The sequence below is a fragment of the Leisingera sp. NJS204 genome (genome assembly GCF_004123675.1).
Lineage (GTDB): Bacteria > Pseudomonadota > Alphaproteobacteria > Rhodobacterales > Rhodobacteraceae > Leisingera.
The window spans coordinates 1993675-2018180 of record NZ_CP035417.1 but is presented as its reverse complement, the minus strand read 5'-3'; the positions used below and the strand labels follow the sequence as shown (position 1 = coordinate 2018180).

The window sequence follows — 24506 nt, the reverse complement described above, 5'->3', positions numbered from 1 at the left end:
TTTCCGGGCCGGAATTTTTGCAGAATTCCGCGCACCGGCGCAAATGGTGACGATGATGGCAAAGACGCCGACAGGTAAGAACACATCCGGACGCGGTCAGCGCGATCTGAAGGTCAAGGTGAAATCCGCGCGCGGGCGCAAGCTCAGCTCGACGCTTTGGCTGCAGCGGCAATTGAATGACCCCTATGTCAAACGGGCGCAGGCCGAAGGCTATCGCGGGCGCGCAGCCTATAAGATCATGGAAGTGGACGACAAATACCGCTTTCTGGTGCCTGGTGCCCGGATCGTCGATCTGGGCTGTGCGCCCGGCGGCTGGGCGCAGGTGGCGGTGAAGCGCATCAATGCTTTGGGCGAAAAACAGGGCAAGTCGGTGGGCCGCATTATCGGCGTGGACCTGCAGGAAGTTGAATCGCTGGCTGGTGCCGAGTTCCATCAGCTCGATTTCATGGAGGACGGCGCCGACGACAAGGTCAAGGAATGGCTGGGCGGCAAGGCTGACGTGGTGATGTCGGATATGGCCGCCGCCAGTTCCGGCCACAAGCAGACGGACCATATGCGGATCATCTCGCTGTGTGAAACCGCCGCTTATTTTGCCTTTGACGTTCTGGAGGAAGGCGGCACCTTTGTGGCCAAGGTTCTGGCAGGTGGCGCCGAAGGCGAGTTGCAGAAGCTGTTGAAGCAGAAGTTCACCAAAGTGGCAAACATGAAGCCGCCCTCCTCACGGTCGGACAGCTCCGAGAAATTTGTGGTGGCAACCGGGTTCCGGGGCTGAGGTCCCGTCAGACCCGGCGGCTGTGCGGTGCGGTCAGCGACCGCGTTGCCAGATCGCGCAGCAGGATAGCGTCATCACCCTCACCATCGGCCAGCCGGGACACCCGCAGTTTACGGCTGACATGGCCGGCCATTTCACGCTGGCGCATCAGTTCAAACAGGCGCATGTGGCGCAGTTTGTTTTGCAGTTTTGTCATGATGGCCCCTTCTGGATCCGCTTCTTCCTGAAGATCTAAACGGTGATTGGGCCGCTAGATGGGCTCAAATGGGGCAGGACTGCCTTATTGTTGAAGAAACGGAAACAGTTGCAGAAAACCCGCAGTTTTCATGACCGGCCCATCCCGTTGGCGATCTCGATCAGCGCACCGTTGAATTCGGCCCCCAGGATCAGGATAGCTGAATTCAGATAGAGGAAGATCATTGCGGCCATGGCGCCCGCAAGCCCTGCGTATGTGGCCGAGTATTGCGCGAAAGAGCCGACGTAAAACGCAAAACCGCTGCCGCAGGCCAGCCACAGCAGAAGGGTTAGAATCGCGCCCGGAAGGATCCGCCGCAAGCGATGCACGCGGCCAGGCAGCAGCACATGAAACGCCAGCACCGCGCCAGTGGGAAGAGCCAGCGCCAGAACGCCCCTCAACCCCTTTTCCCAGCCTTTTGGAATGCTCTCGAAGGGCAGAAATTGGGCGATGTGCCTGACATAGAGCGGCAGTATCACCTCAAACACGGTGACGGCCAGAATACCCGCCCCGCCCAGAACGACCAGCCCGATGCACAGCGCCCTCGACCGCCAAAACGGTCTTGTATCCGTATCATGATAAGCCTGAACCATGGCCGTGCGGACGGCATCGACGCCATTCGACGCAAAATAAAGCGCAAACAGGCCGCCCAGGGTGACAAGCTGGGTATTTGATGTCTGCAGCACCGCTTTCAGTTCGGTCAGGATCGGCCGTGCCACCGCATCCGGCCAAACGCTGAACACCTGTTCCGTCATGGTTTCCATAGCGACGTCCTGCGACAGCAAACCGGCAACGGTCCCCGCCAGCGCCACTGTAAACAGAACAAACGGAAACAGCGCCAGCATCATCGACATGGCGATATGGCTGCTCATCACCCAGCCGTTTTTCCGGTTGAAGCGGCGGGCGGCGTCTAGCAAGGCTGCAGGCCAGCAGCGTAATGGCGGCAGGATTGGCATAGGCGTAAGGTTCCACAACCATTAGGGAATTGCCAGCGGCAAAGAACAAACGCCCTGATTTCCTCTTGCCGCAGCCTGGCCCGGTGTAACAGGCACCGCTTTTCAGTACTAATTTGAAATCAAGCCGCTATCTTAGGACCTTCAGATGTTTTGGATTGTTCTTAGCACCACGGCTATTGCCGCAACCTGGGCCGCTGCCGGGTTTGCAGCCCTTCGCGCAGCCCGCACCGCGCGCACACCGCAAGGGGCTATTGGCTGGACCGTCTTCCTGCTGGCTGCGCCGATAGCCGCCCTGCCCGCCTACATGGTTTTTGGCCACCACCGGTTCAAAGGGTACTGGAAGGCACGCCGCGCCGCGGAACAGGCTGTTGTTGCTAAACGGATCTATACCAGCGTCCAATCCGAGGCGGCGCGGAAGCTGCCGGTAAACACAGCGCCCTTTGAAGCCATTGCAGGCTTGAACGTCTGCCACGGGAACGGATTGGAGTTGCTCATCAATGGCAAGAATACATTCAACGCCATCTTTGAAGAGATTGATAAGGCGCAGGAATATGTCCTTGTGCAATACTACATTCTGCGTGCGGACGCAGTGGGGAGGCAGCTTCAGGCCAAGCTGATACTTGCCGCAGAACGCGGCGTAACTATTTGGTTCATGACAGACAGTATTGGCAGCCGGAAGCTGCCCCGCAGCTATGCCCGCGCGCTGGAGCAGGCCGGTGTGAACATGATTGATCCCGCAGTTCAACGGCCGCCTTGGCACCGGCTGCGCATCAATTTCCGCAACCACCGTAAAACCGTTATTGTGGATGGGCGGACCGGCTTTACCGGCGGGCTGAATGCCGGCGAGGAATACATGGGGCTGGACCCTGTTATGGGGCCATGGCGGGATACCCATGCGCGGCTCACCGGACCAGTTGTTCAGCAGCTGCAGCTTTCCTTTGCGGAGGATTGGCACTGGCACACGCAAGAGCCGGTCCTGGACCTGTTGAATTGGGACGCTGAACACTCAGCGCAAGACCGGCCCGCCCTGATCGTCTCGACCGGCCCCGGCGATAGCATCGGCAACGGGTCCATGCTGTTTTTCTCCGCAATCACTGCAGCACGGGAAAAAGTTTGGCTGGCCTCCCCGTATCTGGTTCCGGATCAGGAGGTGCTAGCAGCCTTGAAACATGCCGCGTTGCGCGGGCTGGATGTCCGGATCCTTTTGCCGGAATCCATTGACCACCACCTGCCTTGGCTTGCGGGCTTTGCATTTTTTGATGAGCTGCGGGAAGCTGGCGTTCATATCCTGCGCTACCGGGGCGGTTTCATGCATCAGAAGTGTTTTGTTATCGATGACAGGATTTCGGGTGTGGGCACGGCGAACCTCGACTACCGGTCCTTCCGGCTGAATTTTGAAACCATGGCCTTGTTTTTCGACCCGCGGTCCGCGCGCGAAATCTCTGAAATGCTGGCCAGGGATTTCCAGCGCTCTACGGCGCTTACACAGCCGCTGGACCGGCAGGCATTGCGCATTCGATTGCTGGCACCGGTGGCGCGACTGCTGGCACCTGTGCTTTAATCCCTTGCCCTATGTGTTTCTCCGTTAAAGGAAAACAACCGCCCCATTGCGCTGACAAGAAAGGCCGTGCTGATCCCAAACCCGAATAATCCAGTGACTGCAGCAAAGGCGGCAAAAATCCGCAACGCCGGCCCCAGTACAACATCGCCGTAGCCAAGCGTGGTATAGGTCGCCAGAGAGAAATAAACAGATGTGTTCCAGTCGCCGATCGCACCGACCAGAACAAAAGCGGCGGACCAGATCCAGATCTGAGCCGTATGGCTGCCCAGAATAATGAAAATCGCCACCACCAGCATTATGCCGATCTGCCAAGGCCTGAAAGGTTTGGGAAAGCCCGCCGACAGTTTGTTCAACACGGCGGAACACAATACCAAAACAGAGATTTCGAGGATCAGGCAGACACTCAGATAGACTGAGCCCCACAGCAACTGGTTCCATAGCGTCATCTTGGCTCTCCTGTCGGTGCGAAGCTGTTCTGGGGCTTTTCAGCACCTTAGAATGGTACTCCGCAACGCTTAACCATAAGAAAGCCGGATGGGCCAGCCTTTGTGCCGCACTGGACTTCTTCCTGGCAGAGGTATTGAGTGCCGTTGCAGGCATTGAAGACCACAGCGCAGGAGGGTGCCGCGGAATGGTTTTGAAGATCCGCAATGTAACCAAAACCTATCCGGGACAGACGCCGGAAAACGCTGTCTTGCGCGGGGTGTCTTTGGATTTGGCGGCTGGCAGCAGCCTGGCGCTGACGGGCGACAGCGGCTCCGGTAAAAGCACATTGCTGCATTTGGCCGGGGCATTGGACCGTTTTGACAGCGGCGAAATTGAAATTGCGGGCATCCCGCTTTCAAACCTTAAAGACCGGCAGCGCGCGGCGTTGCGGAGAAGAGATGTTTCTCTTGTTTTCCAGCAGTTTAATTTAATACCTTCACTCAGCATTTGGCAAAACATCGCGCTGCACGCGCGGTTGGGAAACCGGTGGGATCCTGATTGGGGGCAAGTGCTGGCGGACCGTCTTGGCCTGGCCGGTTTTCTCGATCGCTACCCGGAGCAACTCTCAGGCGGGCAGCAACAGCGGGTTGCCATTGGCCGTGCCCTGGCCTTGCGGCCTAAATTGCTGCTGGCGGACGAGCCGACCGGGAACCTGGATGAAACCGCCAGCGCGGCGGTGATGGACCTGATGCTGGAGCTGGTCCGGGAAAGCGGCGCGGCCCTGTTTCTGGTCACCCATTCCGCCGCCATTGCCAGGATGCTGGACCAACGGCTGCATTTGCAGCTTGGCCAGGCCGCATGATCCGCACCGCGCTGAGTGCCATCCTGTCGCACTGGCGGCGGCATCCCCTGCAACTGGCAACGCTGATGGCCGGGCTGGCCCTGGCAACGGGGCTTTGGTCTGCAGTTCAGGCAATCAACGGCGAAGCCCGCGCCAGTTACGCACGCGCCGCCGAGCAGCTTGGTACAACAGCTGCGGACCGGCTGGCGCCGGAAGACGGTGCAATCGCGCTGCAGCAATTCGTCAGCTTGCGCCGGTCGGGATGGCAGCTGACGCCTGTTCTGGAAGGAACTGTCAGGTTTAAGCGGCAAAGCTTTGATATCATGGGCATTGATCTGCTAAGCCATCCGCTGGTTCCGGCTCTGGCCGAGGCGGCGGAGCAGGACAGCGCACCTGCATTGGATGCGCTTTTGCCGCCGGGCCGGTTTTTTGCACACCCGGAAACCGCGCAGGTGCTTTCTGCCGCGCAAAGTGAGCACCCGGTCACCCAAACGGACAGGCTGCCGCGCGGCGTACTGATTGCAGACATCAGTTTGGCCAGCCGGCTGCTGCGGCAGCCGGACAGCCTCAGCTACCTGATCATTCTGCCGGATCAAATTCCCGGCCTGACACCCCTGCAGCAACTTGCCCCGGGTCTGACCCGCATTCCTGCCCGGAATGCAGCGGCAGATACGGCGCGGCTTACCGACAGTTTTCACCTCAACCTGACAGCCTTTGGTTTGTTGTCCTTTGCTGTCGGGCTGTTCATTGTTCAAGGGACCATCGGTCTCAGCCTGGAGCAGCGCCGCAGCATGATCCGGACCTTGCGCGGTCTGGGTGTTCCGATGCGGGTACTGGTTGCCCTGTTCGCAGCAGAGCTTGCGGTTGTCGCGCTGATTTCCGGGATTGCGGGGCTGGCCGGAGGCTATCTGGTGGCGGCAGCACTGCTGCCGGATGTTCAGGCCACGCTGTCCGGGCTCTACGGCGCCTCGGTGGACGGCGCCCTCAGCTTGCGTCTTGAGTGGGTTTTGTCCGGGCTGGCAATGGCCTGCGGCGGTACGTTCCTGGCCGGGGCGCAGGCGCTTTACGCCTTATGGCGGATGCCCCTGCTGGCCGCACCCGCAACCCAGGCCCGCGGGCAGCAGGCAAGCAAGTCGCACCTGGCGGCGGCGATCGCAGGTGCCGTCTGTTTGCTTGCAGGCCTTATGGTCATCCTAATCTTTCAAGGACTTATTGCAGGTTTTGTTTTTCTGTCCGGGCTTATGCTGGGGGCTGCACTGATACTGCCGCTGCTGATCTCAGCCGGCCTGCGGATCGGGGCGCGGCTGAGCACACGTCCATTTGCCGAATGGCTTTGGGCCGACACCCGGGCGCAATTGCCCGGGATGTCGCTTGCCCTGATGGCGCTGCTTTTGGCGTTGGCGACGAATATCGGCGTCGGAACAATGGTTTCCAGCTTCAGGCTCACCTTTGTCGGTTGGCTGGACCAACGCCTGTCGGCTGAAGTTTACGTGACCACGACAAGCGATGAACAGGGAGAGAGGCTAACGCAATGGCTGGAAGACCGCGGCATAACCGTGCTGCCGATCCGGCGCAGTGACATCCGCTACAAAGGGGCGCCGCTGCGGATATACGGCATTGCGGATGATGAGACGTACCGGCAGAATTGGCCGCTGCTGGAGGCGCTGCCGGAGGTCTGGGACCGTGTCGCCGCTGGAGAAGCCCTGTTGGTCAATGAACAATTTGCCCGCCGTCATGACCTTGGCCCCGGGCGTTCTTTGGCATTGGCCCCGGATTGGGAGCTGACAATTGCCGGAATCTACTCCGACTATGGCAATCCGAATGGTCAGGTGATCACCTCGTTGGCTGCATTGCTGGCCCGCGCAGCCGATATTCCAAACCGGCAATTCGGGCTGCGGCTGCCTGCTGAAGATGTGCCGGAACTGGTCAGATCCATTCGTGAAGCATTTGAAATGCCGCGGGAAAACATCGTTGACCAGGCGGGCATCAAGGCCCGCTCTCTGGGCATATTTGACCGGACCTTTACCATCACTTCCGCGCTGAACCTGCTGACGCTGGGAGTGGCCGGATTTGCCATGCTGACCAGCCTTCTTACCCTATGGAGCCAGCGATTGCCGCAGCTTGCCCCGGTTTGGGCGATGGGTCTTAGCCGCCGCCAGCTGGCCGGTGCCGAAATCCTGCGCAGCCTGCTGCTGGCCGCGATCACTGCGTTTCTGGCCCTGCCGCTGGGGCTTCTTCTGGCCTGGGCGCTGCTTTCCGTCATAAATGTTGAAGCCTTTGGCTGGAAGCTGCCGATGCATTTGTTTCCAGCGGACTGGCTGCGGCTTATCCTGCTGGCCTTGCTGGCTGCGGTGGTGGCAGCCGCCCTGCCCGCGCGCCGTCTCAGCCGTCTGGATCCTGCGGAACTGCTCAAGGTGTTTGCCAATGAACGTTAGATCCATATTCCCGTTCCTCCTGGCTGGCTGCGCCACTGCAGCCCTGCCGCAGGGTTATGCCGGGCTTGGTACTGAGGCCGAAGGGTTTGCGGTGCCAGAGCTTGGCCGCCAGCTGTCTTTTCCTCAGGATCACGGCGCCCATCCGGATTTCCGCATTGAGTGGTGGTACTTAACCGCCAATCTGACAGACGCCGGCGGCCAGGACTACGGCATTCAGTGGACGCTGTTCCGCTCCGCCTTGGCACCGGGAGAGGCTGAGGGCTGGCAAAGCCCGCAAATCTGGTTGGCCCATGCGGCCGTGACAGCGCCGGACCAGCACCTGTTCGCTGAACGCATTGCCCGCGGCGGTGTGGGCCAGGCTGGGGTATCGGCTGACCCATTTGACGCCTGGATCGGGGATTGGCAGATGCGTTCCACGGGCGAGGCATTTGAAAAGATGGAGATAACGGCCTCAGATCATGAGTTTTCCTATGACTTGCGGCTCACCGCTGAAGGTCCGCTGGTGCTGCATGGAGAGGACGGGTATTCCGAGAAATCCGAGAGCGGCCAAGCGAGCTATTACTATTCCCAACCGTTCTACAAGGTGTCCGGAACGTTGGACCTGCCCGGCGGGCCGGTTGACGTCACTGGCCATGGCTGGCTGGACCGGGAATGGTCAAGCCAGCCGCTGGCAGAGGATCAAAGCGGCTGGGACTGGTTCTCGCTCAGCTTTGACAGCGGAGACAAGCTGATGGGGTTTGTACTGCGCGGCACAAGCGGTGATTTCACGTCAGGCACCTGGATAACGGCGGATGGCAAAGCAGAGCCGTTGGCGCCTGGTGCCTTTCAGGCTGAGGCGCTGGCTGTCAGCGATGTGCAGGGCCGGAATATCCCGACGCGCTGGCGTGCAAGCCTGCCGGAAAAGGGTGTTTCCGTTGAGGTTCAGGCACTTAATCCACAAAGCTGGATGGGAACCTCATTTTCATACTGGGAAGGGCCGGTGTCGGTCAGCGGCAGCCATTCCGGCAAAGGCTACTTGGAGATGACCGGCTATGAATAAGGGCGCCCGAAGGCGCCCCTGTTTATCTTCAGCGAACCACAAAGACTGAGCAATCCGAATGCCGGATCACCCGGGCCGCATTCGGCCCAAGCAGATAGTCCTTGAGGTCCGGCTTATGCGCGCCGATCACGATCAGCCCGCTGCCCGCCGTTTCGGCCACCTTCAGGATCTCCTGATACGCTTTGCCGGTGGCCACCAGATGACGCACCTTGGCATTGCCTTCCTCTCCCAGCACCTTGGTGCAAAGATCGCGCAGCCGCTGGGTGGTGTCCTTGACGGCTTTTTGGTGATGGTGCTCCTCAAAGAAGCCCGACACCCAGCTTTCGCCAAAGTCCGGCAGCACGTTGACGACATCCAATTGGGCGCCGTCCAGATCCGCCAGCCGGGCGGCCTGGGTCAGCACTTTTTCGTCGGACGCCGGATCACTCAGTTCCAGGGCGCATAGAACAGGTTTGTTCATGCCGGGACTCCTTTCTGTTCACGCGCACGGCCGCGCTGCATCATTGCAACGAGGGCAACCAGCAGCAGTGCCGGGATAAAGATCAGCTCTTTGGGCAGCTGGCTGGCCGGGGCCTGGATCGTTGCAATCTGCACCGGTTCATCGGCGTAGAAATCAAAACTTTCCAGATTGGGCGCTGCCGGCGTGCCGAACATCGGTTCATCCAGCTTTACAACGCTGTCTTCCTCCAGCAGCAGAAGGCCGTAGGCATCCACCGCCTGCTGGCCACCGGCGCCATCGGCGGTCAGGATCATGGTGGTGCTTTTGATCTCGGACGTATCAAAATCAGGGCCTTCAACCGTGATCCGGAATTCCGCGCCCGCCTCAGCCTCATCCAAGGCCTGAACCAGCTGGACCGGCGGCACCTGTTCATAGGGCGGCATCACCCGGTCCATGAAGAAATCCGGCCGGAACAATGCGAAGGCTGCAAAGATCAGCAGGATGCTTTCATAGATCCGGCTGCGGCTGACAAAATAGCCCATGGTGCCGGCGGTAAAGACCAGAATGGCGATGGTGGCTGATATTGCCACGAGTATGCCTTGCATCCATGTCACATCGATCAGCAGAAGGTCGGTGTTGAAGATGAATACAAACGGCAGCGCCACGGTCCGCAACGAGTAGAAGAAGGCAATGAAGCCGGTGCGGATTGCATCGCCGCCCGACACCGCCGCTGCGGCAAAGCTGGCCAGCCCCACAGGCGGCGTCACATCCGCCATGATGCCGAAGTAGAACACAAACAGATGCACAGCAATCAACGGCACAATCAGGCCGGACTGGGCGCCGAGTTCCACCACCACACCGGCCATCAGCGAACTGACGACGATGTAGTTCGCCGTTGTCGGCAGCCCCATGCCCAGAACCAGCGACAAGATACCAACCATCACCAGCATCAGGATCAGGTTGCCGCCCGAGACAAACTCCACCAGTTCGGACATCACCTGCCCGACACCGGTCAGCGTCACGGTGCCCACGATCACCCCCGCAGTGGCCGTGGCCAGCGCGATGCCGATCATATTGCGAGCGCCATCGATCAGCCCGTTCCACAGGTCGTAGACGCCTTCCATAAAGGAATTGGCCATATTGCTTTGGCCGCGGAAGATGGCCTTGAGCGGTTTCTGGGTCAGCAGGATCACAAACAGCAGGGCAGTTGCCCAGAATGCGGACAGGCCCGGGGACTTCTGTTCGATCATCAGGAAATAGACCAGCACGATGATCGGCAGCAGGTAATGCAGGCCCGCCTTATAGATCTCGCCCACCACCGGCAGTTCGACCTCTTTGGCGTTCGGGTCGTCCGGCACCAGATCGTCAACGCCGGAAGCCAGCCACAACAGGGCCGCGTAGGCTGCGAACACAAGGGCTGACAGGGTCAGCCCGGAGGCGCCCGGCATGGCTGAAGTGATCCATTTGACCGGGTATTGAACGCTATAGCAGAGGGCCGCAAAGCCGGCAAAGAACAGCGCCATGCCGCCAATGGTGCGGCCCATGGAGACAACACGGTTGCCGAGCGTCGGCATGTTCCGCTTCACCGCTTCCAGATGCACGATATAGACCAGCGCGATGTAGGAGATTGCGGCCGGCAGGAAGGCATGAGTGATCACCTCGACATAAGAGATGCCCACATATTCCACCATCAGAAAGGCCGCGGCGCCCATCACCGGCGGCATGATCTGGCCATTCACTGACGAGGCAACCTCGACCGAGCCGGCCTGTTCGGAGGTAAAACCCACCCGCTTCATCAGCGGGATGGTGAAGGTGCCGGTGGTGACAACGTTGGCGATGGAGGAGCCGGAGATCAGACCGGTTGCGGCTGAACCCACCACGGCCGCCTTGGCCGGACCGCCGCGCAGGTGGCCAAGCGCGCCAAAGGCCATCTTGATGAAGTAATTGCCGGCCCCTGCCTTATCCAGCAGCGCGCCGAACAGCACAAACAGGAAGACAAACTTGGTGGAGACACCCAAGGCAATGCCGAACACGCCCTCGGAGGTGATCCACATATGGCTCATCGCCTTCTTCAGGCTGGCGCCCTTCCAGCGGATAACTTCGGGCACCCATTCAGAGGAGCCAAAGAACACATAGGCCAGAAAGATAGTTGCGATGATCGCCATTGCCGGGCCAAGCGCGCGGCGGGCGGCCTCAAACAGCAGGATAAGGCCCGCCAGCGCAAACCATTTATCCATGTCATCGGCAAGCCCGCCGGAATCGACGATTTTCTGATAGAAAATATAGCCGTACATGGCAATTACGGTGCCAGCCAGCGCAAAGACCCAGTCCTGTACAGGGATGTAATCCCGCGGACTGGATTTCAATGCGGGATAGGCCGCGAAGGCCAGGAAAATGGCAAAGGCCAGATGGATTTGCCGGGAATTGTTCACCACACTGCCGGGCAGCAGCAGGTTGGAAACGGGTGAAGCCAGAATGACTTGGAACACCGACCAAATAACTGCGACGATAGCCAGGAACAGCCCCACATTTCCTACCGGATTGCGGGCGCCTGCGTCTGAGGACGCGACAAGTTCCTGAAGCTCTTCTTCGCTGAGCGGCCGATTTCCCTGAGCATCGGATGCCATGGATAATCTCCCCTGTGGCCGCCGTTTGTCCGGGGCCTGAAATTTAAAGCCTGGGCAGCGGCCTCAGGCAAAACGGGGCGCCAAATGCGCCCCGTTCCTTGTGTTGGGTGGATTACTCGATCCAGCCTTTTTCTTTGTAATACTTGGCCGCACCGGGATGCAGCGGTGCCGACAGACCGTCTGCGATCATCTCTTCCGGCTTCAGGTTGGCAAATGCCGGGTGCAGCTTCTGGAAGGCTTCGAAATTCTCAAACACCGAGCTGACAACGGCATAGACCGCATCGTCGGACACGTCCGCCGAGGTGACAAAGGTTGCGCCCACGCCAAAGGTCTGGGTGTCGTTGTCCGAACCGCGGTACATGCCGCCGGGAATGGTGGCGGTGCGGTAGAAGGAATTGTCGCCGACCAGCTTGTCAACCGCTTCGCCGTCCACGGTGACCAATACCGAGTCACAGGCGGTGGAAGCTTCCTGGATCGAACCCGACGGGTGGCCAACGGTATAGATCATCGCGTCGATCTGATTGTCGCAGAGCGCTGCAGACTGTTCCGCTGCCTTCAGTTCGGTTGCCAGGGCGAAATCTTCCATGCCCCAGCCCTTGGCGCCCATCAGCACTTCCATGGTGCCGCGCTGGCCGGAGCCCGGGTTGCCGATGTTAACGCGCTTGCCCTTGAGATCGTCAAAGGTGGAAATGCCGGAATCGGCGCGGGCCACAACGGTGAACGGTTCCGGGTGGACTGAGAATACGGCGCGCAGACCTTCGAACGGGCCTGCTTCCTCGAATTTGGAGGTGCCATTGTAAGCGTGGTACTGCCAGTCAGACTGGGCCACGCCGAACTGCAGCTCGCCTTCGCGGATGGTGTTGATGTTGTAGACCGAACCGCCGGTGGATTCGACGGCGCATTTGAAGCCATGCTCCTTGCGGCCCTTGTTCACCAGACGGCAGATGGCGCCGCCGGTCGGGTAATAAACACCGGTCACGCCGCCGGTGCCAATGGTGATGTATTCCTGAGCAAATGCTGCGGGTGCCGCAAAGGACGCCGCCACCAATGCACCGATAGCCAGCTGGGTGTGTTTCATGATCAAGTCTCTCCCACTTGTCTTATGATTTGCAGCCTGGCGCGGAAGGCAGTGAACCCGCGGTTACGGGACCTGCACGGCCACAGAATTCGGCCCGCCAGACCGGGCATGTGCGGATTATTTCGCACGTGCAGAAGGGTTTCACCGGCACCCCGCCAAGTCAAGGGTGCTATCTATTGACGCACCCGGTAAACCCGCATTTTTCTCCTAATTGACGAAGGTTAGGTAATTTTCCCCGTCAAGGCCCGGGTGCATTCCGCCACCTCTGCACAAAGTTTTTTCTTGCAAGGAAAATGACCGGTGCAGCGATTCTCCCTGCGGGCAGCCAGGCTGCTGCGCCGCGTAACCTTGGCAGCCATTCCAGGCGGATTTTTGCAGCGTTGCGACGGTTTGAAAAACATTCTGGTGACAAATCATCCGGATGACGCTAATACGCACCACATAAAAATTGATCCGCGGTACTAAAAATAACAAAGCGGACAGCATTAACGGGGAGCTTGCGGCAATGCTGCTGAGCCAAGTGATTACTGACAACCCGTCTTTGACGGATTTCTGGGCTTTGGAACGCTGCGTTTCCGCTGAAGCCAGAAAGATACCCAGCGAGGCAAATGCGCCTTTGACCTGTGATGTGGAGCCGGAATTCCGCTGTACGCCACGGAAATGGGACCTGATCCTGTCGGCGGCCCATGACCGCGGATTGCGGGCGCGCCGAGCCTGATGCCCGTCTGATCGCGGCCTGCCCTGCCGGACCTGCGGTTCTGATGGAAGAGAAAACCCCGCCAGATGCACTGGCGGGGCGGGCTGTTCTACTCTGCCGGCTGGGCTGCCGGTGTGCCTTTGATGCGTTCCCGCATCCCCTGCATCATCGCATAAAGCACCGGCACCACGATGACGCCAACCACGGTTGCCGCCAGCATGCCGCCAAAGACGGCAATACCGATGGCCCGCTGGCTGGCCGCGCCGGCACCTGACGCAACCAGCAATGGCACCACCCCCAGCAGGAAGGACAGCGCTGTCATCATCACCGCGCGGAAACGCTGTTTGGCCGCCTCCTGCGCGGCATCGCGGATGGAGAGCCCGGCGGCGCGCTGCTCCATCGCGAACTCGACAATCAGAATGGCGTTTTTCGACGCCAGGCCGATCAGCATGATCATCCCGATCTGCGTGTAGAGGTTGATGTCATTGCCGGCGATTGCCACTGCCGCAACCGCTCCGAACAGGGCCACGATCACCGACAGCAGAATTGCCACCGGCATCGTCCAGCTTTCGTATTGCGCGACCAGGAACAGATAACCGAACAATACAGCCATCGCCAGGATCACGGTGACCAGACCTGCCGAGTCCAGCTGCTGCTGCGCCGTGCCCGTCCATTCAAAGGCATAACCCGGCGGCAGCGCCGTCGCGGCTTCCTCCTGCATCACCCGGATTGCATCGCCGGTGGACAGACCTGCCGCCGGCACAGCAGTGACAGTGGCCGAGCGGAAGATATTGTGCCGTTTCAGCAGCACCGGCCCCAACACGTTTTCCACATCAATCAGGGTCGACAGCGGCACCATTTCACCTGACTGCGTCCGCACATACAGGCCGCCGATATCCTCAATCTTGTCGCGGTAGGTGCCTTCCGCTTGCAGCATCACCTTGTAGACACGCCCGAACAGGTTGAAGTCGTTGACATAGTAGGACCCCAGATGCGCCTGCATGGTCTGGAACACCTCGGAAATCGGCACATTCAGCGTCTTGGCCTTCTCGCGGTCCAGATCGACAAACACCTGCGGCACGTTGGCCCGGAAGGTTGTATAGGACTGGGCGATCTCCGGACGCTGGTTGGCAGAATAGACCAGCGAGCCGACCGATTGTGCCAGATCCTGCGGGGTGCCGCCTGCGGTCTGCTGGATGGCCATTTCCACACCTGCGGACATGCCCAGGCCCGAGATCGGCGGCGGGTTGAAGGCGACGATGCTGGCCGCGGCTTCTCCGTTAGCAATGCCATAGATCTGGCCGAGGATGGCGTTGGGATGCAGCGCCTCGGTTTGCCGTTCATCCCAGGGGTGAAGGGTGGCGATGATCATCGCACCATTGGCCCCGGCCCCGTTCAGCAGGCTGAAACCATTGACCAGAACCGTGCCCTGGACACCGGGGATCTGCCGGATCTGCTCGTCAATCCGGCCGGTCACTGTCTCCGTCCGTCCCAGCGCCGCCGCGTCAGGCAGCTGGACGTCCACAAACAGATAGCCGTTGTCTTCGGCCGGCAGGAAGCCTTTGGACGTAGAGTTGAAAATTGTGCCGGTACCAAAGGCAACCGCCGCGATGATGACAAGCCCGATCACCGGCAGGCGCAGCAGGCGGGTGACGATGCTCAGATATCCGCTGCGGACGCCGCCGATCATGTTCTCGAACAGTGCCAGCAAGCCTTTTGGAGGTCCGGAGCGCGCCTTGAGCACAATAGAACAAAGCGCCGGCGACAGGGTCAGCGCGTTGACCGAGGAGATCACAACCGCAACCGAAATGGTCACCGCAAACTGCGAGTACAGCTTACCGGTGATCCCGGGCATGAAGGTAACCGGCACAAACACCGCCAGCAGCACCAAGGTTGTGGCAATCACCGGACCGGTGATCTGCCCCATTGCTTTGCGCGTGGCCTCGGCCGGGGGCAGCCCCTCCTCGGCAATGATCCGTTCGACGTTCTCCACCACCACGATGGCGTCATCCACCACAATGCCGATCGCCAGCACCAGTGCGAACAGCGAAATGGTGTTGAGCGACATGCCAAGCACCAGCAGGAAGGCAAATGTCCCGATAAGGGACACCGGAATGGCCACCGCGGGGATAATTGTTGCCCGGAAAGAGCCGAGGAAGATGAACACCACCGTGATCACCAGTGCAAAGGTCATCATCAGGGTGGAAATCACGTCATTCAGCGACTGTTCGACAAAATCTGTGGTGTTGAACGGCACCGAATAGGCAACGTCGTCCGGGAAATCCTCCGACAACCGGTCCATCTCTGCCAGCACAGCCTCGGACACTGCCAGCGCATTGGCGCCGGGAGACTGGTAGACAGCCAGGATCGTCGCCGGCACGCCGTCGAAATAGCCCGAGGAACTGTAGTTGGAGGCCCCAAGTTCAACCTTGGAAATGTCCCTGAGCCGGACAGTGCCGCCGTTGTCGCCGGTGCGGATGACGATGTCCTCAAACTCAGCAACCTCGGTCAGGCGGCCCTTGGACTTGATGGTATACTGGAACACCTGATCACCCGGAACCGGCGGCGCCCCCACCTGCCCGGCGGAGACTTCGATGTTCTGTTCGCGCACCGCGTTGATCACGTCACCGGGTGAAATCCCGAGGCCGGCCATCTTGTTCGGATCCAGCCAGACCCGCATGGCGTACTCAAAGTTGGTCAGGATTTCCGCCTTACCTACGCCTTCGACGCGGGCCAGGGCATCCTTGATGTTGATGGCGGCATAGTTTGACAGAAACACATTGTCATACGAGCTGTCAGGTGATGTCAGGGCCGCAACCAGCAGCATGTTGGAGGAACTTTTCTGCGTCACCACACCGTTTGCCGTGACCTCGGACGGCAGCGCCGCGGTTGCCTGCGCCACCCGGTTCTGCACGTTGACGGACGCGATATCGGCATCAGTGCCAACTTCAAAGGTCACTGAAAGAGAATAGCTGCCGTCGTCAGCCGAAGTGGAGGACATATAGAGCATCCCGTCCACCCCGTTGACCTGCGCCTCGATCGGCGCGGCGACGCTTTTTTCCACGGTTTCAGCATTGGCGCCGGGATAGCTGGCGGTGACATTCACCACCGGCGGGGTGATTTCCGGGAACTGCGCCACGGGCAGCGCGAAGTAGCCGATCACCCCCATGACCGTCAGCACCAGCGAGATGACGATTGCGAATTTCGGCCGCTCGATGAAGATAGAGGAAAACATCGGTTATTCTCCTGTCTGCCCGGCCAGCACCGGGTCCACTTCCACGCCCGGGCGGATTTTCTGCAGGCCTTCGACAACAACGGTTTCCCCATTTGTCAGCCCATCCAGCACGATGATCCCGGTGCCCTGCACATCGCCAGTGACGATATAGCGCTGGGCGACCTGGTTCTGATCGTCCACTACCAGAACAAACGGCCCCTGCTGATCGCGCTGGATCGCAGCCTGGCTGATGATGATCCGGTCGACTGCCTCTTGCGCTTGCAGGCCGACGGTCAGAAAGGCGCCGTCCAGGATCAGCCGGTGATCATTTTGAAACTGCGCCCGCACGGTGACTGCGCCGGTGGCGGGATCCACCCGGTTGCCGGCAAAGGCGATCCGGCCTTTTTCCTCCAGCTCGGCGCCATTGGGCAGAACGACAAACACTTCCGGTGCGGTATCAGCATCGGCCCGTTCTATACCTTCGGCCTGAAGCTCCTGCAAAATCTCGACAAACTGCTTTTCGTTCAAAGAAAAGGAAACATAAACCGGTGCTTCGCGCACGATATTGACCAAAGCCGCGCCACTGGGGTTGACCACATCGCCGATGCTGACCTCGACCCGGCCGACCCGGCCCGAGAACGGCGCGTGGATTTCGGTATAGCTCAGATCCAATTCCGCCTGCCGGATCGCAGCTGCGGCAGCGCGCACCTGGGCTTCGGCTACCAGCTCATTGGCGCGAGAGGTATCCCTGTCGGCCTCAGGCACCGAACCGCGTTCGAACAGCTCCTGTTTGCGGGCCAGATCCAACGAGGCGAGCTCTAAATTGGCCTCAGCCTGGGCCAGTTCGGCGCGGCGGCTTTCCAGCACCGCCTCATAAGCGCTGCGTTCGATGCGGAACAGCACGTCGCCTTTTTCAACCTCGGCACCGTCTTTGACCAGCACCTCCTCCAAGTAGCCGTTGACCCGGGCCATGATGTTGGCCTTGTCGATCGCTTCACCCCGGCCGATGAAGGTTGAGGTATCCTTGATCGGTTTAACCGCTGCCTGCGACACCGAAACCTTTGGTGCAGCACCCTGCTGCGCAAATGCTGCATCTGCACTTACAAGGCCAACCGCTGCAATAACGGCAAGCCCGGTCCGGCCGGTCAGGCCCCCGTTCCAGAAATACTTCATTCTTGAGCCTTTCAATTTGACAGAAATAATCAGGGCGGCCGGTTTTCCGGTGCACCGCTTCGTTGTAAAACTTAACCCTATTGAACACTGCGCGAGCTGCTGTCTGCAAGGAGCACGCGTGCTGACCGGACAAATTCGCTCCGAAACTCCGCGATTATCCAGCGGGCCTTTCCAACGAAACCTTGCGCGCAAGGCGCAATTCAGGGAAACCGGAAACAACTTGCCGGCCGATCCGGCGCCGGCAGCTGCGCCGCTACGAAAAAGGGGAAACTCCGATGAAAGTGAATGGCACCCATTACCGCTCCCTTTGGTGGGACCACAATCACGATGCGCTGCAGATCATTGACCAGCGCTGGCTGCCGCATGACTTCCGTGTCCAGCAGGTGAACACGCTGCAGGAGTTTGCCGATGCAATTGTTGAGATGCGGGTGCGCGGCGCACCGCTGATCGGTGCGACGGCAGCTTATGGCATGGCTCTGGCGATGCGGCTGGATCCGTCGGATGCGGCGATGGATCAGGCCTGGAGCTTTCTCAACGCGACCCGCCCCACCGCCATCAACCTGCGCTGGGCGCTGGACCGTTGCCGCAACCACCTGCGGCCGCTGGCGGCAGGGGAACGCGCCGCCGCCGCGCTGGCTCTGGCGCATGAGATCGCGGACGAAGATGTCAGGATCAACCGCAGCATAGGCGCGCACGGGTTGGAGCTGATCAAGCAAATCGCCGCGAACAAGCCCGCGGGCGAGCCGGTCCGCCTGCTGACCCATTGCAACGCCGGCTGGATCGCCACCGTCGATTGGGGCACCGCCACCAGCCCGATGTACCAGGCGCATGACGCGGGCATCCCGATACATGTCTGGGTGGACGAGACGCGCCCGCGCAACCAGGGTGCTCTGACCTCTTGGGAGCTGGGCAGCCACGGTATCAGCCACAGCTACATCACCGACAATGCCGGCGGCCATCTGATGCAGCACGGCCAGGTGGATCTGGTGATCACCGGCACAGACCGCACCACCCGCCGCGGCGATGTCTGCAACAAGATCGGCACCTATCTGAAAGCGCTGGCGGCCAAGGACAACGGAGTGCCTTTCTACGTCGCCCTGCCCTCGCCGACCATCGATTGGACCGTTTCGGACGGCGTTGCCGAAATTCCGATCGAAGAACGCAGCGAACGTGAAATCACCCATGTTCAAGGCAAGACCGAGGATGGCGCCATTGGCGTGGTTCAGGTCACCCCGGATGGCACGCCTGGCGGCAATCCGGCCTTTGACGTGACCCCGAACCGGCTGGTCACCGGTCTGATCACCGAACGCGGGATCTGCGAAGCCTCAGAAGACGGCCTTGCCGGGCTGTTTCCCGAAATGGCTGCCGCCAGATCCGCTTGAGACTGGAGGATTTTGCGTGAAGCCTCCTTATCAGGACAGCCCCGGGCTGCGGCAGACAGTGATCGACGCCTGCCTGGAGATGAATGCCATGGGCATCAATCAAGGCACTTCCGGCAATATCTCGGTGCGCGCGGGCGATATGATGCTGATCACGCCCTCCGGTGTGCCCTATGAAAAGATGACGCCCAAGGATCTGGTGAAGATGCCACTGGACGGCAGCCAGTCACCGGACGGCCAGTTGAAGCCTTCTACTGAATGGCCTTTTCACCTGGCCATTCTGCAGGCCAAGCCCGCTGTCAACGCGGTGGTTCACGCGCATCCTGTCTATTGCAGTGCCTTGGCAATGAACCGCCAGGCTATCCCGGCCTGCCACTACATGGTCGCGGCCTTTGGCGGCAACGATGTGCCGGTGGCAGATTATGCGCTGTTCGGCAGCCGGCAGCTGTCGGACAATATCACCCGGTCATTGCAAAACCGCAGTGCCTGCCTGATGGCAAATCATGGTGCTGTCGCCACCGGCGAAAGCCTGCCGCGCGCACTCTGGCGCATGGGGGAATTGGAAGCGTTGGCAAAAGGTTATGCGACTAGTCTCACAATTGGCAGGCCACACATCCTGACTGAAACCGATATGCAGGAAGTCACCGCCGCCTTTGCGGACTACGGCCTGAAAGACAGCCGCTGACGTTGCATCAGTGCAAAGCAAGACCAATACGTGACTGCGGAATCCGCCGGTGGACGTGGACAAAAAAGAACAAAGGCCTGCAGCAAGAACACGCTGCAGGCCTTTGTTTTTATTGGTACCCAAGGCCGGACTCGAACCGGCACGCTGTCACCAGCGGGGGATTTTGAATCCCCTGCGTCTACCATTCCGCCACTTGGGCAACGTCCTGTTCCTAGCCAAGCCAGACGCCAAGGTCCAGAGGCAAAAAGGCACTTTGCAGCCAAAAAATCGGCGCGTGGCGAATTCACCCGGCAGCAAAGGTTGACGGAATGCGGCCCGCATGCCACCTCATCTTGCAAAACCCGTTGAGGATGCAGAGCCCAGAATGCTGAAACCGCTGTACAACCGGACGATGGCCCTGGCCGATCATCCCAAGGCGCTTTGGTGTTTGGCCATTGTTGCCTTTGTCGAAAGCTCCGTGTTCCCGATCCCGCCGGATGTGCTGATGATTCCGATGATCCTGGCCCGCCCGTCGCGCGCCTGGCTGGTTGCGCTAGTGGCCCTGGCGGCCTCGGTTGCAGGCGGTGTGCTTGGCTATGCGATTGGTGCGTTCTTTTACGAGGGCATCGGCCAGCCGGTGCTGGAGGCGATGGGCAAAGGCGATGCCATGGCGGAATTCAACACCCGGTTTAACGATTTTGGGTTCTGGGCTGTGCTGGGCGCCGGCGTCACACCGTTCCCCTATAAAGTGATAACCATTATGTCGGGCTGGACCGGCATGCCCATCGGCACCTTCATTGCCACCTCTATCCTCGCACGCGCATTGCGTTTTTTCATCGTCGCCGGACTTCTCTGGAAGTTCGGAACCCCAGTCCGCGACTTTATTGAGCGCCGCTTGGGTCTGGTTTTCACGGCCTTCATCCTTGTCCTGTTTGGCGGCTTCCTGCTGGTAAGGTTTATCTGATAATGCATCGTTTTTTGATTATCCTTGCGGCCGGCGGCTCTGCTGCGCTGCTGTTGGGCGCGCTGGGGTTCCAATTCATTGGCGAAATGCCGCCCTGTAAACTCTGCTATTGGCAGCGCTATCCGCATGCCGCCGCCGCTGGGATCGGCGTTTTGGCGCTGATCATTCCGGGCGCGCTGCTGCCTTATCTGGGTGCGCTGGCGGCCCTGACCACAGCAGGCATAGGCGCCTTTCACACCGGGGTTGAACGAGGCTGGTGGGAAGGTCCGTCCACCTGCACGTCCGGCCCGGTTGGAGGCCTGTCTTCGGATCAGCTGCTGGACCAGATCATGGCCGCTCCGCTGGTGCGTTGCGACGAGGTGCCTTGGGAAATGCTGTCACTGTCCATGGCCAGCTGGAACGCCATTGCATCTTTTGGTCTGGCACTGCTTTGGGTCGCAGCCGCCAATCATGCCCGCAAGCAGGGTTAACCTTATGAAAAGTTGAGGTGCGGCAGATAACCCATTGATTATCCTGCAGCCTCCGCAGACATCAGCTGTCCTTTTTGGTGGCCAGCAGCAGATTTGTCTCGCTGCTTACAATCCCTTCAAAGGTGCGGATCTTGGCCAAAGCCGTGTCCAGCGTTTCCAGGGTCTCGGTGCCAAGCTCCACAATCAAATCCCAGCGTCCATTAGTCGTGTGAATTGCCCGCACCTCTGGCAGCCCTTGCAGCTGCCGGGTGATCCGGCTGGTGCCGCGGCCTTCGATTCCGATCAGCATCAGCCCGCGGACCGGATCCCGCAGCACGTCCTCCTTCAGCACCACGGTAAACCCCAGAATGTCCCCCCGTGCCTGCAACCGCTCGATCCGTGCCCGCACTGTGGTGCGTGACAGGTTCAGCTCGAGCGCCAGGTCCGACAGCGACGCCCGTGCGTTATGCCGCAATGCTGACACCAGCCGCTCATCCGTTTTGTCCATTACTCACCCCAAATCGGCCAATCACTGCCCTTTATGGGCAAAATGCATGCTGGAATCCATCACATTCCGGAGGTTTCTAGTAAGAAAGCAAATTTCTTGAGAGGCCAAAACGGTGACTTCGCAACATTGCATCCTTATTGGCGCGCCGGTGGACAGTGGAAAACGCCGGGCCGGCTGCCTGATGGGCCCTGACGCCTACCGGACTGCCGGGCTTGCCCCCGCACTGGAGAATCTTGGACATACGGTTGAGGACTTGGGAAACCTAAGCCCGGAATCCCATGCACCGGATGGCAATGACGGGCTGGTCTTTGCCCGGAATGAAACCATCGGCTGGACTGCGCGCCTTGCCCAGGCGGCTGAAGACGCCCTTGAGTGCGGTGTTCCCATATTCCTTGGCGGGGATCATTCTCTCTCGCTCGGCTCTGTCGCAGGGGCTGCAAATTATGCTGCCAAGGCCGGCCGGCCGCTGTTTGTTCTGTGGCTGGACGCGCATACAGATTTCCACACACCGGAAACATCGGACAGCGGCAACCTGCATGGAACACCTGTTGGTTATTTCACTGGACGCAATGGGTTCGAGGGTTTTCCCGATGTCGCCAACCCGGTGCCGCAGGAGAATGTCTGCATGATCGGCCTGCGGTCTGTCGACACCCAGGAACGGCTTGCCCTGGAAGGCAGCTCCATCCGCACCCATGACATGCGCCACATTGATGAAAACGGCATTGCAGGCCCGCTGAACCGGTTCCTGGAGCACGTCGCCCAGGCCAATGGCATGCTACATGTCTCGCTGGACGTGGATTTTCTGGACCCTTCCGTAGCGCCTGCCGTCGGTACCACCGTTCCCGGCGGCGCAACCGTGCGCGAGGCGCATCTGGTCTGCGAAATCCTGCATGATTCCGGGTTGATGACCTCGCTGGACCTGGTTGAGCTGAACCCCTTCCTGGACGAACGCGGCCGCACAGCGCATTTGATGGTGGATCTCTGCGCTTCGGCCCTGGGCCGCCGCGTCTTTGACCGCCCGACACGGAGCTATCAGTGACCAGCCTGCAAGCTCCCTCTGCAGTGGTCATGATACGGCCGCATCATTTCCGTTCAAACCCGGAAACACAGGGCGACAACGCCTTCCAAACGCTGGCAAACACTTCGGCTGAAACGGCATCTGCCCAGGCACTGGCAGAGTTCGACGGCGCCGTGGAAACTCTGCGCGGCGCTGGTGTTACCGTGCATGTCTTCGACGACACCACCATCAACACACCGGACAGCGTTTTCCCGAACAACTGGTTTTCCACCCATGCCGGCGGCCATGTTGCGGTTTACCCGATGTTCGCTGAAAACCGGCGCAAGGAACGGCGCTGGGACGTGATCGAAGTGCTGAAACGGAACTACCGGGTTCAGGATGTGATCGATTACTCCGGTCTGGAACAGGACGGGCTGTCGTTGGAAGGCACCGGAGCCATGGTGCTCGATCACATCGGCCGCATTGCCTACACGGTGAAATCCAATCGCGCCGACCCGATCCTTCTGGAACGGTTTTGCACCCATTTCAACTTTGAACCCATGGTGTTCGAAGCCAAAGATAAAGCAGGCCGCGACGTTTATCACACCAATGTATTGATGGGGATCGGCACCGAATACGCGTTGATTTGCCTCGATATGATTGTTGATCCAGTGCGCCGTTCCGAAGTTGCCGCGCGGCTGGAGGAAACCGGCCGCCGCGTGATTGATCTCACTCAGGAGCAGATTGCCAATTTCGCCGGAAACGCGCTGGAACTTACTGGCAAGAAACGCATTCTTGCACTTTCGGCCAAGGCGCTGGACGCATTGCGTCCGGACCAGATCGCAGAAATCGAAAGGAGCGCAGAGCCGCTCCCCCTGACCATTCCGACCATCGAAACCGCAGGCGGGTCGGTGCGCTGCATGCTGGCAGGCATCCACCTCAGCCCCCGTGAAAGGACTTCCGCATGACACAGCCTTCGGAAAAAGCATTGGTGCCTTTTGTCAGCGTCGACAATATGATGCGCCTCGTTCATCACATCGGCGTCGAGCAGATTCTGAGCGATCTGGCAGGTTATGTCGAAGACGATTTCAAACGCTGGGAGCTGTTCGACAAAACTCCGCGTGTTGCCAGCCATTCGGATGTCGGCGTGATTGAGCTGATGCCAACTTCGGACGGCGAGGCCTATGGGTTCAAATATGTGAACGGCCACCCCAAGAACACCTCCGAAGGCCTGCAGACTGTCACCGCCTTTGGGCTGCTGGCAGATGTCTACACCGGCTATCCGGTGCTGCTGACCGAGATGACCATGCTGACCGCCTTGCGCACTGCGGCGACCTCAGCAATGGCCGCCAAGTATCTGGCACCAAAAGGGTCAACCACGATGGCGATGATCGGAAACGGCGCCCAGTCGGAGTTCCAGACCCTGGCGATGAAAGCGATAATCGGCCTGAAATCCGTGCGTCTTTATGACAAAGACACCGCGGCAACCGCAAAATGCGCCCGGAATTTGGAAGGTCTGGGGATTGAGGTTGTATCCTGCAAAACGCCGGAAGAGGCAATTGAAGGGGCCCAGATCCTTACCACCTGCACCGCGGACAAGCAAAACGCCACCATCCTGACCGACAACATGGTCGGCAGCGGCGTGCATATCAACGCGATTGGCGGCGACTGTCCGGGCAAGACGGAATTGGCAGCCGGTATCCTCAGCCGCTCTGACGTCTTTGTCGAATACCCGCCGCAAACCCGGATCGAAGGCGAAATTCAGCAAATGCCGGAAGACTTTGCTGTGACCGAGCTGTGGGAGGTGATTTCGGGCCAGAAACAGGGCCGCACCGGCGACCGGCAGATCACGTTGTTCGACAGCGTCGGCTTTGCGATCGAGGATTTTTCGGCTCTGCGTTACATTCGCGACCGCATCAAAGGCACGGACTATTTCATCGACCTGGACATGCTCGCAGATCCGGACGATCCGCGCGATTTGTTTGGTATGCTCCAACGCGCCAAAGGCTGACCCAATGCAAAGGCGGCCCGCTTAACTGAGGCCGCCGGCAC

Annotated in this window: 21 protein-coding genes and 1 tRNA gene; 12 read left to right on the top strand and 10 right to left on the bottom strand. The window is 59.8% G+C overall.

Features of this window, described 5'->3' with window-relative positions; genetic code table 11:
• Nucleotides 1-55 precede the first annotated feature (55 nt).
• A complete protein-coding gene (locus ETW24_RS09900; RefSeq protein ID WP_129372891.1) occupies nt 56-772 on the top strand; it encodes an RlmE family RNA methyltransferase in 717 nt (238 codons plus the stop codon).
• Between the two features lie 7 nt (nt 773-779).
• Here ETW24_RS09900 and ETW24_RS09895 read toward each other — a convergent pair whose 3' ends face one another.
• Nucleotides 780-968: a hypothetical protein gene (locus ETW24_RS09895; RefSeq protein WP_129370910.1), complete on the bottom strand. Its 189-nt coding sequence runs from the start codon at nt 966-968 to the stop codon at nt 780-782.
• A 128-nt stretch (nt 969-1096) separates the two neighbouring features.
• Nucleotides 1097-1963, bottom strand: coding sequence for a YihY/virulence factor BrkB family protein (locus ETW24_RS09890; protein WP_129370909.1), 867 nt, complete (start codon nt 1961-1963; stop codon nt 1097-1099).
• A gap of 145 nt (nt 1964-2108) precedes the next feature.
• Between ETW24_RS09890 and cls the strand changes: the two genes are divergently transcribed.
• A complete protein-coding gene (gene cls, locus ETW24_RS09885) occupies nt 2109-3524 on the top strand; it encodes a cardiolipin synthase (protein WP_129370908.1) in 1416 nt (471 codons plus the stop codon).
• Here the strand turns inward: cls and ETW24_RS09880 are convergent.
• A complete protein-coding gene (locus ETW24_RS09880) occupies nt 3521-3970 on the bottom strand; it encodes a potassium channel family protein (protein ID WP_129370907.1) in 450 nt (149 codons plus the stop codon). The two genes, cls and ETW24_RS09880, sit on opposite strands and share 4 nt — an antisense overlap.
• A gap of 185 nt (nt 3971-4155) precedes the next feature.
• Between ETW24_RS09880 and ETW24_RS09875 the strand changes: the two genes are divergently transcribed.
• The 3 genes from ETW24_RS09875 to ETW24_RS09865 are packed head-to-tail and all read left to right on the top strand — an operon-like array spanning nt 4156 to nt 8265.
• A complete protein-coding gene (locus ETW24_RS09875) occupies nt 4156-4812 on the top strand; it encodes an ABC transporter ATP-binding protein (protein ID WP_129370906.1) in 657 nt (218 codons plus the stop codon).
• Nucleotides 4809-7226: an ABC transporter permease gene (locus ETW24_RS09870; RefSeq protein ID WP_129370905.1), complete on the top strand. Its 2418-nt coding sequence runs from the start codon at nt 4809-4811 to the stop codon at nt 7224-7226. Before ETW24_RS09875 ends, ETW24_RS09870 begins: the two co-directional genes overlap by 4 nt.
• Complete coding sequence (locus tag ETW24_RS09865; RefSeq protein ID WP_129370904.1) at nt 7216-8265, top strand: lipocalin-like domain-containing protein; 1050 nt, start codon at nt 7216-7218, stop codon at nt 8263-8265. Before ETW24_RS09870 ends, ETW24_RS09865 begins: the two co-directional genes overlap by 11 nt.
• 28 nt (nt 8266-8293) lie before the next feature.
• On the opposite strand, the gene ETW24_RS09860 is transcribed toward ETW24_RS09865, so the two are convergent.
• The 5 genes from ETW24_RS09860 to ETW24_RS09830 form a co-directional block, all read right to left on the bottom strand.
• Nucleotides 8294-8725 (bottom strand): universal stress protein, encoded by a 432-nt coding sequence (locus ETW24_RS09860; RefSeq protein ID WP_129370903.1) that lies wholly within the window; start codon nt 8723-8725, stop codon nt 8294-8296.
• On the bottom strand, nt 8722-11331 hold the full coding sequence (locus tag ETW24_RS09855; protein WP_129370902.1) for a TRAP transporter permease: 2610 nt from the start codon (nt 11329-11331) through the stop codon (nt 8722-8724). Before ETW24_RS09855 ends, ETW24_RS09860 begins: the two co-directional genes overlap by 4 nt.
• A 112-nt stretch (nt 11332-11443) precedes the next feature.
• Nucleotides 11444-12409, bottom strand: a complete 966-nt coding sequence (locus tag ETW24_RS09850; protein ID WP_129370901.1) for a TAXI family TRAP transporter solute-binding subunit — start codon at nt 12407-12409, stop codon at nt 11444-11446.
• 806 nt (nt 12410-13215) lie between these two features.
• On the bottom strand, nt 13216-16341 hold the full coding sequence (locus ETW24_RS09835; protein WP_129370898.1) for an efflux RND transporter permease subunit: 3126 nt from the start codon (nt 16339-16341) through the stop codon (nt 13216-13218).
• 3 nt (nt 16342-16344) lie between these two features.
• Nucleotides 16345-17493 carry an efflux RND transporter periplasmic adaptor subunit gene (locus ETW24_RS09830; RefSeq protein WP_129370897.1) on the bottom strand — a complete coding sequence of 383 codons (1149 nt, stop codon included), beginning with the start codon at nt 17491-17493 and terminating at the stop codon, nt 16345-16347.
• Nucleotides 17494-17768: 275 nt separating this feature from the next.
• Between ETW24_RS09830 and mtnA the strand changes: the two genes are divergently transcribed.
• Complete coding sequence (gene mtnA / locus ETW24_RS09825; RefSeq protein ID WP_129370896.1) at nt 17769-18875, top strand: S-methyl-5-thioribose-1-phosphate isomerase; 1107 nt, start codon at nt 17769-17771, stop codon at nt 18873-18875.
• A 16-nt stretch (nt 18876-18891) separates the two neighbouring features.
• A complete protein-coding gene (locus tag ETW24_RS09820; protein WP_129370895.1) occupies nt 18892-19557 on the top strand; it encodes a class II aldolase/adducin family protein in 666 nt (221 codons plus the stop codon).
• 113 nt (nt 19558-19670) lie between these two features.
• Here ETW24_RS09820 and ETW24_RS09815 read toward each other — a convergent pair.
• Nucleotides 19671-19756 (bottom strand) — tRNA-Leu (locus ETW24_RS09815).
• Nucleotides 19757-19921: 165 nt separating this feature from the next.
• Here ETW24_RS09815 and ETW24_RS09810 point away from each other — a divergent pair.
• Together ETW24_RS09810 and ETW24_RS09805 are read left to right on the top strand one after the other, a co-directional pair.
• Complete coding sequence (locus ETW24_RS09810; RefSeq protein ID WP_129370894.1) at nt 19922-20500, top strand: YqaA family protein; 579 nt, start codon at nt 19922-19924, stop codon at nt 20498-20500.
• Nucleotides 20501-20502: 2 nt separating this feature from the next.
• The gene (locus tag ETW24_RS09805; RefSeq protein ID WP_129370893.1) at nt 20503-20970 is read left to right on the top strand and encodes a disulfide bond formation protein B; all 468 of its coding nucleotides are present in this window, start codon (nt 20503-20505) and stop codon (nt 20968-20970) included.
• A gap of 61 nt (nt 20971-21031) precedes the next feature.
• On the opposite strand, the gene ETW24_RS09800 is transcribed toward ETW24_RS09805, so the two are convergent.
• A complete protein-coding gene (locus tag ETW24_RS09800) occupies nt 21032-21457 on the bottom strand; it encodes an Lrp/AsnC family transcriptional regulator (RefSeq protein WP_027258961.1) in 426 nt (141 codons plus the stop codon).
• 112 nt (nt 21458-21569) lie between these two features.
• On the opposite strand from ETW24_RS09800, the gene rocF reads away from it, so the two are divergent.
• Genes rocF through ETW24_RS09785 form a run of 3 tightly spaced genes read left to right on the top strand, consistent with a single transcriptional unit; the run spans nt 21570 to nt 24465 of the window.
• The gene (gene rocF / locus ETW24_RS09795) at nt 21570-22496 is read left to right on the top strand and encodes an arginase (protein WP_129370892.1); all 927 of its coding nucleotides are present in this window, start codon (nt 21570-21572) and stop codon (nt 22494-22496) included.
• Complete coding sequence (gene ctlX, locus ETW24_RS09790) at nt 22493-23422, top strand: citrulline utilization hydrolase CtlX (protein ID WP_129370891.1); 930 nt, start codon at nt 22493-22495, stop codon at nt 23420-23422. The genes rocF and ctlX overlap by 4 nt, the downstream gene beginning before the upstream one ends.
• Entirely contained in the window at nt 23419-24465 is a 1047-nt protein-coding gene (locus tag ETW24_RS09785; RefSeq protein WP_129370890.1) for an ornithine cyclodeaminase, read from the top strand. Before ctlX ends, ETW24_RS09785 begins: the two co-directional genes overlap by 4 nt.
• The last annotated feature ends 41 nt before the right edge of the window (nt 24466-24506 follow it).